The sequence below is a fragment of the Actibacterium lipolyticum genome, from assembly GCF_900184935.1.
In the GTDB taxonomy this organism is placed as follows: Bacteria; Pseudomonadota; Alphaproteobacteria; order Rhodobacterales; family Rhodobacteraceae; genus Actibacterium_A; species Actibacterium_A lipolyticum.
In genome coordinates this window covers 113,208-123,356 of sequence record NZ_FXYE01000003.1, presented here as the reverse complement: position 1 = coordinate 123,356, position 10,149 = coordinate 113,208, and the positions used below count along the sequence as shown (strand labels likewise).

At 56.2% G+C, this 10,149-nt stretch carries 7 protein-coding genes; 2 read left to right on the top strand and 5 right to left on the bottom strand.

Annotated features, from left to right (window positions below; translation table 11 throughout):
- Positions 1-708 (top strand): DUF6880 family protein (locus tag COL8621_RS17625; RefSeq protein WP_370804707.1); only part of this gene is annotated, 708 nt, incomplete at its 5' end.
- A complete protein-coding gene (locus COL8621_RS17620; protein ID WP_093968740.1) occupies positions 705-1,637 on the top strand; it encodes a metallophosphoesterase in 933 nt (310 codons plus the stop codon). The genes COL8621_RS17625 and COL8621_RS17620, both read left to right, overlap by 4 nt.
- A gap of 429 nt (positions 1,638-2,066) precedes the next feature.
- On the opposite strand, the gene COL8621_RS17615 is transcribed toward COL8621_RS17620, so the two are convergent.
- The 5 genes from COL8621_RS17615 to COL8621_RS17590 all read right to left on the bottom strand — a co-directional run bounded on the left by COL8621_RS17615 (position 2,067) and on the right by COL8621_RS17590 (position 9,949).
- Entirely contained in the window at positions 2,067-2,513 is a 447-nt protein-coding gene (locus COL8621_RS17615) for a hypothetical protein (protein WP_141137913.1), read from the bottom strand.
- A 122-nt stretch (positions 2,514-2,635) separates the two neighbouring features.
- Complete coding sequence (locus COL8621_RS17610; RefSeq protein ID WP_093968738.1) at positions 2,636-4,651, bottom strand: DUF7017 domain-containing protein; 2,016 nt, start codon at positions 4,649-4,651, stop codon at positions 2,636-2,638.
- Positions 4,648-7,374 carry an ATP-dependent DNA helicase gene (locus COL8621_RS17605; RefSeq protein ID WP_093968737.1) on the bottom strand — a complete coding sequence of 909 codons (2,727 nt, stop codon included), beginning with the start codon at positions 7,372-7,374 and terminating at the stop codon, positions 4,648-4,650. Before COL8621_RS17605 ends, COL8621_RS17610 begins: the two co-directional genes overlap by 4 nt.
- Positions 7,375-7,854: 480 nt before the next feature.
- Entirely contained in the window at positions 7,855-8,352 is a 498-nt protein-coding gene (locus tag COL8621_RS17600; protein WP_093968736.1) for a hypothetical protein, read from the bottom strand.
- Between the two features lie 436 nt (positions 8,353-8,788).
- Positions 8,789-9,949 carry a helix-turn-helix domain-containing protein gene (locus COL8621_RS17590; RefSeq protein WP_093968734.1) on the bottom strand — a complete coding sequence of 387 codons (1,161 nt, stop codon included), beginning with the start codon at positions 9,947-9,949 and terminating at the stop codon, positions 8,789-8,791.
- Positions 9,950-10,149: the final 200 nt, after the last annotated feature.

The window sequence follows — 10,149 nt, the reverse complement described above, 5'->3', positions numbered from 1 at the left end:
GATGTGGATGCGTTCATCGCCCAATACGATGTGAGGACGCGCAAGGTGCCGCAGGTCGCTGCCAAAATCGCGATGCGCCTGCTGGCCGCGGGCAGGGCAGGGGATGCGCTCGGCTTCATCGAACGCGCTGATACCAAAGACAGCTGGGTGCCTCGCGAGTGGCAGGATACTCGTCTTGATGTGCTTGAAGCGCTTGATCGCAAGGACGAGGCGCAGACCTTTCGCTGGAGCTGCTTCGAGAACACGCTCGTGTCTGAATACCTGCGCGATTTTCTGAAACGGCTTCCGGATTTCGAGGATATCGAGGCCGAGGACCGGGCCATGGATTACGCGGCAGCACAACCAAGCCTGCTGCCCGCGCTCGGCTTCTTCCTGGACTGGCCATCGCTAGATCGCGCTGCCCGGCTGCTAATCGATCGCCATGACGAAATTAATGGCGACCGTTATGAGTTTCTCGTGCCGGCTTCTGAAGCCTTGTCTGAACGATTTCCGCTGGCTGCCACACTTGCCTTGAGAGCGATGATCGACTTCACGCTTTCGAAGGCCAGATCAAAGCGTTACGGTTATGCCAGCCAGCATCTAGTCGATTGCGCGGCGCTGGCCGAAAGGATTGAGGATTTCGGAACGTTTGAGCCTCACGCTGCCTACGTTGCGCGCCTGAAGCGCGACCATGGACGCAAAACAGGTTTCTGGGGGCACTTCGCATGACGACGCGCTACGACATCATTCCTGATATCCATGCGGACATCGACCGCCTGACGCAAACGTTGTCGACCCTTGGCTATGTGTCGGACGGGGAGGTTTGGGGACATCCAGAGGGGCGTATTGCTGCGTTTCTAGGAGATTTCATAGATATGGGCCGGGCGAATAAGGCTGTCCTGACCCTCGTCCGCACCATGCGTGATCAGGGCAATGCGGTCGCAATCATGGGCAACCACGAGCTGAATGCGCTCTTGTATCATCAGCCTGGTTTGAACGCTGATGGCACCGATGATGGCTACATGCGCGCGCATTCCGACAAGAATCGGGCCCAGCATCAGACGTTTCTGGATGAGTTCCCCGTGGGGCATGCGGACACTGCTGAAATGTTGGAGTGGTTTCTGACGCTGCCCATGTTTCTCGATCTGGGTGGGTTGCGCTTGGTGCATGCCTGTTGGGATGATGTGCGGATCGAAACGATCCTCGCCCGACGTCCGAGCGGCCTTCTGGCACAGGGCGATCTCCAAGAGGTTGCGCTGGAAGACGACGCAAGTTGTTTTGCTGAGGCAGTCCTGACCACTCTGAAAGGACCAGAAGCAGAACTGCCAACGCCTTACTTCTTCCACGATATCAAGGGGCACAAGCGCACGGGGCTGCGCCTCAAATGGTGGCAATCAGGCGCGATGACCTGGCGCGATGCAGCGTTGTCCGTGCCTGACCCCGCAGTGCTTCCTGGAACGCCAATCGAGGGCGAGGTCGCGTTTCGCGCCTATGATGCCGAGGCGAAGCCCGTGTTCTTCGGCCACTACAAAAGGCTTGGCTCTCCGGCGATAGACGCGCCAAATGCGGTTTGCCTCGACTATCCCCGCGTGACATGCGCCTACAAATGGGCTGGTGAACATCAGCTGGATTCGAAAAATCTCATCCTGATCGATTGAGTAAGCAAGAGTGACTGGCAAGCCACGCGAACTTCACCTTTCCCCTCTTGAAAGCATGATGATGCGGTGTCTCACCGCGAAATCTCCCCCGCCAGCACAGCCCTGCCATGCACCGCCAAGATCGCAGAGAATCTCTGGCAGGTGCGCAAGTTGTTAGGATGGCCGAGAGGGCGCAGCGGTTGGGACTGGGCAGGGCGTAATAAAATGAGAACGCCTCTACGGGCTGAAGAGCTGAAGGATGCAGGTTCGAATCTTAATCCTGCACCCAGATAATGTTCCGTCATCAAATTCTCATGCGCCGCTCTTCTGGGCGGCGTTGAAATTCTGGCCTGCCGTGGAGGCAAGTGGGCGCGAAGTACTTCGCGCGTCTGAGGAATTCTCGGCGAGAACAGTCCAGAGTAAGGCCGCGTCTCAGCCTAGAAATCAATATCAGAAAGGCAGATCATCATCTTCGTCAATTGCTTCGCCTTCGTTGCACCGTACCGTCGTTGCAACCACAACCCCTGATACCACCTCCAAAAGCAAATCACGCTCGTATGTGCTCCCATATCCCATGTGAACGTATTTGAGCAACTTGCCTTGTGGGATATGTAACGTTCCAGAATACCATTGCGCGAACACCTTGTCCGGGAACCCGGGAAAGATTGTTGCCACAACGACCTTGGTTCCATCTTCGAGCCATCCGCCCAAGTCGGTGAGATACAGGCGATCATCCACGATCTCCCAACTGCCAATATACCGGCGCCACAAAGCTGTGTGGGAACGTTTGAACTCCGGCCTATTGCCACACTTGGAAAAATAGTCTTCCAGAGGTTCGGTAGACATTTTGAGGTTTTCGCCTTGGTAGATAATTTTCTCTTGGATTTGGGCTGTCACGCTGAACCTCCTTTGTCGAGTAATTGCAATCATATTTGTGTTGATCGAATGCCCAATGGAATTTCAGCAGTGCACTAGGTTGCGATGCATCAGTTTCAGACATGCTGTTTACACGATGGCGATTACCATTCATCGTCTCGGTTTCCGAAGTCGAAGTGATTTCGTTCGATAGACTTGGCCTGGATTGCCTTCATCCCCCATTTCCCGCGCTTCTTGTCGAAACTGGCAATAGCGATACCCTCAACAAGATCGCCAGCCTGTATCCCTTCAGCAGTGATCATGTGTGGTGGAATGAAGATGTCTCCACGTGTGAAGCCCAACCCGTTCGGTGTCACGTTCGTTGCATCACAGAACGGGCGACAAACATCCGAAGAAGGGGCTTGATCCGTTGGCTCGATTTCAACAATCCGCGTGCGTACGCCGCTCTTGGAATGATGCTGGGCAAGGCGAACCGCCACGGCATCCCCGATCTTGGCTTTACCAGGATAAAGCGAGATCGGGCAGATGCCATCAACGCCGCGGGCGACGACCACATGGATCAGAGACTTCTCCCGGTTGATGTGGTCGATGACACCAACTTGGGAGGCCAGGATATCCATAGGCGTGCCGTCAACTCGTGGGCAAATCCGATGAATTGTTGCCCGCCCTGGCTCGGCCTTCGAGGTTTCGTACTGCACTTTGATCGGCGTGCCTTCGGGCAGTCCGCGGATGTCTAGATGGTTCTCAGGCAGGCTCAGTTCGATTGCGAATGGATTCCCCTTCACATAGATCCGACGTCGCCGTCGAGGCTTCTGACCATCCCGCGCATCGATATTGAAAACGTCCCCAAGGCAAGCATCAGTCCATGGGAGGTGAGAGAAGAGCAAAGCTTCTGCCGCATCGCTAAGCCCGCCATAGAAGGTGCGATCAGTCGGGTTCTCGCTGATAGCCGCAAGCCTTTCGGCAAGGCTCAGGGCTTCGCGCGGAATCTGGTACCCGGTGCGGGCCCGGTGAGCCATCATCCGTTCGACCTCGAAACGAGCCTCGGCAGGATGGCTTTCTTCCAGCAAGGTTGCAAACTTGACGCGGACCTTGCCAACGAAGTCATCGTCCTGTGAACAGCTCAGTGCCTTGGCATAGCACGAACGCTTCAGATTGATATCGTTCGGCACCAGATCTCCGATCAGTTCCCACGCCCAGTATTCCGAAGCCTTTTCCCGAGCAAATTCGACGGCAAGTGTCAGCGCTTCATCAGTGCGCCCCATACCCCGTAATAGTTTTGTAAGGTTGAGCTTCAACCAGATGTTATCCGAGAAGCGCTTCATGGCATCCTGCACGAGCGGCAAAATGAAATGGCGATCATCCGCGCGGTCGCTTTCGGCGGCCTCGGACGCTGCGGCCTGGATCACTTGCTCGACGAGCGCAGGGTAGATCTTACCGTCCTTTCCCGTCTGCCGCGTGAAATCTTCGTCACTGAATTGGTCCGGGTTCCAGAGGCGAAGGAAGGGGAGTACTTTGAGGTGGTCCCCTTTAGTCAGCCGCAACGCCTGACGCAGCATGAGGCTGTGCAGTAGATCGGGACCGCCAACGTCCAGCTTCAGGTACGTGTTTAGATGCCTCTTTACGCGCTGCACGATTGGCGATGAGAGTTCGTCATCCTGCTTACCTTCAAGCTCGCCTTTGATCAGCCGGTAGAGTTCCCAGCCCCAGGACTTCCGGTCGTCCGGCTCCAAATTTCCGCTGGCATGGATGTCCGCGTAGATCCGCGCGGCTTCCTCGTGTTTGCCCTGCTTGCTCAGGTTGCGCGCAGTCTGCATGGCGCGACGGTAGGGGTCCGCAAGAGCCAATGCCTTCTCGCGGTGTTCTGCCAGTATTTTGTCTGACGCCGGGACTTCGAAACGCCGCAGCTGGTCCAGATAATCGGACAGCTTCTGCCGGTTGCCATCGCCGGAGTTTTGTTTCAGCAGATCAATGAGGCACCATGCATAGGCTGCGCGGTCAAAATCATCAGCCTCAGGTTCGGCGGTACGCTCCACCGAAAGCACATAAGCTGCCTCAGGCTGACCGCTTTTCCTCAGCTCGGTTACCTCTTTGGAGCGATGGTTCCAACTGCCGCCGCCCGTGCGTCTGCGGCTTGCAATGTCACTGATGATACTCATGGGCGAACCTCGACGGTCAGTGCCGTCCTGACGTCGTCCTGGAGATCGACGAGCGATGGCGTCGGATTAGGGGATGGATTGATCGGCATGAAACTTTTTAGTTGGTTCCTGCCATTGTAGAAGATATCTACCGTTACCGAGTCCGATCCGCGCGCAAGAACGTAGCGCTGGCTCCAATCCTGTTCCTTGAGGCTGAACACACTGATACCCTTTTGCGTCAGCGCTGCCATTAGGCGATCATGGAAATCTTTCAAGAACGGACGGTCAGGAGCGCTCCCTTCGCCCGCGCTAGACTCGCCAACTCCGGGTTTCTGCCCAATCAAGTCGGCGAGGCGAGCCATGATCCCCTCCGCGAAGCCGTCAGGCCTTGGGCAAGTCACGCCAGAGACGGTCCAGGTTTTCTTGTAGCCAATGTCGATCCGAACTGCATCGGCGCCTCGCTTAAAGAAATACGCTTCTCGGTATTGGTGGTGAGCGATGTCCTCGATCTCGACTTCGATGTCATCCAGCCGGTTCCGGATCTGCGTTTGTAGCCAAGTGCGGAACAAGGATTGAGGCGAGACAGCAGGTGACGGGGCCTCGTTTGGTTCAGGCAGCTTGCCGCGCTGGTCAGAAAGCCTCGTTTCACCACTTTGAACAACAGGTTCCGGGGTAGAAGGTGTTTCCCAGTCGTGCCCAACGGGATCCAACACTGGTTCCGGCGGATCGACAAGATACAATTTTCCGCTGGTCCGGGTCATCGCGGTATAGAGCCAGCGGAAATAGTACGACGAGCGTGGGTTCTGCCGGGTCGCGCAACTGACAATCACATGGGTCCACTCGCCACCCTGCGCCTTGTGGCAGGTAATGGCATAGCCAAACCGGAGGCGAAGCGCGTTGAAATAAGGGTCTGAACGTAGTGCAAGCTGGAACTCGTCACGCTCCTTCTTCCGGTCGATATGCTTATGACGCTTAAGGAAATCGACGTAGAGGGCGCGTTGCTGCGCCGATTCCAGGCTGGCGTCGTCGCCGTGCAGAAAATCATCGAGGATCTTGGCCTTCAGGATCAGATCGTCGCCATCCGGTTGCGGCAGAGCAACCATGACGTCCCGGAAATTCAGCGCAATATTAACGGGTTCCGAAATGTCACTATTGCCACTCTTCTGGAGCAACTGCACCGATCGCCGCTCAACCGCCGTTTCAACTGAATTGATCCGCAGGATTTCACCATTGGCGACATAATGGGGCCCACAAAAGCCATTGGCAGCAACGATAACGCTGTCACCGGCGGCAACGGTCGCCATCCCCGGAAACAGCATCGTCCGGATCGCGCGATTGAAATTGGCAGCCTCGGCATTTGAGTGGGTCACGATGATTGGCGCCTCAGGGCCGCGACCCTCGCGAATCTTCATGTAGAGCGGTGTGACGCTGGCCTTGGGCAGGGGAATGACGTCATCGTCGAATGAGAAGGACAGGCTGCTAAAGCGTTGGCTGACGACACCTTCGCGCAACGGCAAGACATTGCGGATTACTGCACTGTCGGCCTTCTGGCGGACAATTTCGGTCAACTCATAACTGGCGGCATCAAGCCCGAATCTCTCGCGCAGGTAATCTGCGTCTAGCGCAGGCGAGGTGGACATGCCTACAGGAGGCAGCTGCGCCGGGTCGCCGATGAAAATGATCTTGCGGGCATTGCCAGAATGGGTTGAGCCCACTTGCGCGATCAGATCCTGCAGCAGGTGTCCGCTGCCAGACCGGAAGAATTCGCTTTCGGAATACACATTCGAGACGAGCGAAGCTTCGTCGATGATAGCAACTGCATCGATAGGTTCCTCGTTATTCCTGACCTTGGCGATCATCTTGAAGGTAGCTGACCCATCGTCGTCATCATCGGTCTGCTCGGTCATGTCGCTATAGTTGTAGATCAGGCTGTGGATCGTGCGCGCTGACTGACGCGTTTTCTTCGCGATCACCTTGGCCGCCCGCCCCGTTGGAGCGGCGAGCGAGAACATCCGCCCTTGGGTAAGCAAGAACTCGGTCAGGCCGCCTGCGAGGAACGTCTTCCCCGTTCCCGCATATCCTTTCAGCAGGAACACCCTTTGGCCGTCGTCTGCCAAGAAACCATCGAGCGCCGCGATGCACCTCTGCTGGTCGGCCGTGAGCTCTTCCTCGAACATGTCGCGCAGCGACATCCGCGTCTGAGGCGGCCTGATCATGGTCACCTGGCCAGTTGCATGATTCTGGCCACTGTTCTCACTCGCTCCGATAGGACGCACGCCGGGTGCGGTTTCGAGAGTTGACGTGGTCGCTATGGGTGGGGAAGATCTCCGCGCCCGCCAGTCGATGTCCGGCCGCATGTGAAGGCAGAACCAGGCGGTAAGCGACCGGGCATCATCGACAAGATCCCAAGCTTCATCTGTCGATACTGGGCGTTTTCCATGTGCTGCGATGTTTCCCAGTTTCCGTATTGTGTGGAACATCGCTAGGACCCGCCTGTCCAGCAGATCCTCGTGCTGAAGCATCTGCAAGCGATCGAACTGGGCCTCATCGCTGCTCAGTGGCAGATCATGGTGCCGGAAGAGATGGCTGACCATGGCCTCCGAAAAGCTGCGCAGCCGGATCGTCGAGAAGTCAGGGAGCTTGTCGGCATTCTGCTCTGCCTCGTCTGCTAGAGTATGCAGGTCTGGCCAGAACGGCAGCAGCAAGCCGAAGCTCTCCGAAGGTTCTGCGGCCATCATTCCCATCTTGTCCCCCTTTACTGGCGCACGGCACCTTTTGCGAAAAGAATTCCCAGGCTTCTGCGCTAGATCACCCTAAAGAGATATGCCTTTGAAATCGGGCCAAAATAGGGGGTAAGCATGACACTTCACTAACTATCAGAACGCTAACCTTGGCTGACGAAGGGAACAACCTTTCAATTGCTGATGAAAGGAAATTGACGGCGCGCTCGTCGGTCAATTTAGATACGGTTTGTGCTCCTGAATCGTGGCACTGGACCCAAGGACCAATTGCAAACCGCCAGCTAGGTTTGCCGCGCCGCCCTGTTGCGGTGTCAGCTTTTCTCGATTCCCCTGCCTCTAGGAAGCCTTGCTGGGCCGAAGAGAGGCTCGGCAAGCATGACCGGGCAACTGTCAGTGGGATCAAACGGGGGCAGTGGATTACGGAGATGAAGGCCAATTTCTAGGTTCGGCTGCCCGGGACGACGTTGCGCTTTCCCGGCGTTGTCATTCGAATAGACTGCCATCAGACCCAAGATATACACCGTCTGACAGGTATACTGGTTCGCCTACGGCATGGCACAGGTCATCGTAAAGTTCGCGCAAATCGCTGAATCCGCTATTGTGGGCGTCATCCAACCGTCGACTGAGGTTGCGCTCCATTTCCTCGGCCAACTGGTGAAGTGCTTCGACGAGATGGTCCCGCGAGCCCGGCAATGTGACCTCCCCGAAAAGACGGCCTTTGCCATCGACTTCGATGCTCACATCTTGTGTTCGGCCCCCGAGGTTTCGTACGCTGAGACGCATCGCGGCGGCCAGCTCCTCCGGATTGGGGTAGACCGGCGCAGCATCAAAGTCTCTCGCTGTCGCTGATTTAATGGCTCCGCCAGCTTCGCCCGCAAGGTTGCCGCAAGTCAGGCGAAGCAAGGTGTGCCCACCAGCCTCAGCATAGTACTGCTCGCGGGCATAGTCGAATTTCGTAGATTGATAGATGGTAACAGTCATGCTGGTTCCTTTCGGTGAACAGTCTTGAAAAGAGAGCAGCGCGATACGATCGGCAGGCATATCACCCACGCGACAGGCGGATCCGCTGTGCAATTTTGGAATTGTTAGGCGTGCCTGACGCCACGAAGATGGGACTTCCGACCGGAAGGTCGTAGCCGACCCTTACTTTGGTGATAGCAGGTCACGATCCGACCCTCGGCATCGACGATTGCCCGAACCTTTGTTGCGGCGGCGATCGTTTGACCGTTGTATCCAGCTGCTTCGAGATGCCGTGCTGCGCGTTCTGACAGGATGTATTCCTCGCAGCCATGCTGTGCTTTCGCCCGCGTCCCATGCACAAGCACGAGATCAAGGATAGCGCCTCGAATACCTCTCTGGGCCATGCGTGCCGCGGCATGGTTGCTGAGCGTGAACGCTTCAGGCTCGCAGATCGACATCATACCCAAGTCTCCTCGAACTGCTTTTTGAACTGGGCCCTGTGTTTCTGAAGTTCACCGAAGCGTCGGTAGATTGGATCCCGATCTGGAAAAACTAGAGAAAACTTCCCTTTCTCTGAGCCTTCGGCCTTTAACCGCTGATACTCAGCCAGCGTTTCCACGTTAATGTGCCGATCTTCCTGAAAGGGGTTCACCCAGTTCTGGATGCGATCATCATCCGTGTAACGCTCAGGATACCAACCTTCTTCATGGCAGTGCTGAGCGACCAGATGATCATATTCCTCAGCCAGATCTGGGTGGAGATCAGCATAGAATGCCCGCCAGGCTTTCAGCTTCTTGAGACCGGCTTTCCTCTGTCCTTCAATACCTTGGGCATGCGCGTGGCGAATGGAATCTGCAAACTCCTCGACCGAAACGTTTGCTTTTCCTTCCTTGGCTTGTTGTAGAACCGTCGACAGACGGATGCGCCCCTTGACGATTGCTTCGATCAGTTCTCGGTCACCGCCGGTGATTTTCTCGAGGAGGTCCGTATCGGTGACATAGCCTGACGCCCCCGGAACATCTCCAGGCTCGGCGCCGACATACCACCTGGCATCGACGTAATCAGCGGCTTGGGCAGACAGCCGATGAAGAGCGGTGTCGAACAGGTTGCGCGAAGGCTCGTTGTAGGGAGCTGGTGATGAAAGACCAAAGCAATGCTTCAGCTTGCTGGCTCGTCGATCAATGTGGTCGCCGATCATTTGCGTGCTAGGACGACCGCTCATCTGGGCCTTGAGTTCAAGCGCATCATCCTGATCCGGCACCTTGAGCGCATGTCCCGCCACAATCGCGAAAAGAACAGGCGCCAGTTCCATGATCTGCTTCTGGCTGACCCCGTACCGCCAGCGCATCAGTTCGTACGCGTTATGGGACGCTGCGGACACATGCGCCTGAATCGAGACTTCTCCCACGCCCATGTCAGCGAAGAACGGATCGAAATCCTGAGGCTTGCAGTTTAGAACACGTGCGATCGCCTCCAGATCCTTGGGCTTGGGCGGATTGGTTCCAGCCAGCCAGCGACTAACGGTGCGCTTATGCTTGTTGATCGCCGCTGCGAGTTCGTCGCGCGATTTACCCTCTGCTTTGAGCTTCTTTCGGAGAAGTTCTGCCTTGAACGCCATTGGTGCCTCCTTTGCATCTATGACCTCAAGATAGGTGCCAAAAACTACTATATCAATTTGGCATTTTTTGTCAAAAATAGCGACTGAGGCCGCTTAAAGATGCTATGATGCCGCGCATACGGCTCAAAGATGACAAAAAAGGAGACATTATTTCACCGGAAACCGCGACGACGCGCCGGCACCACCAAACTAGCTCAAAC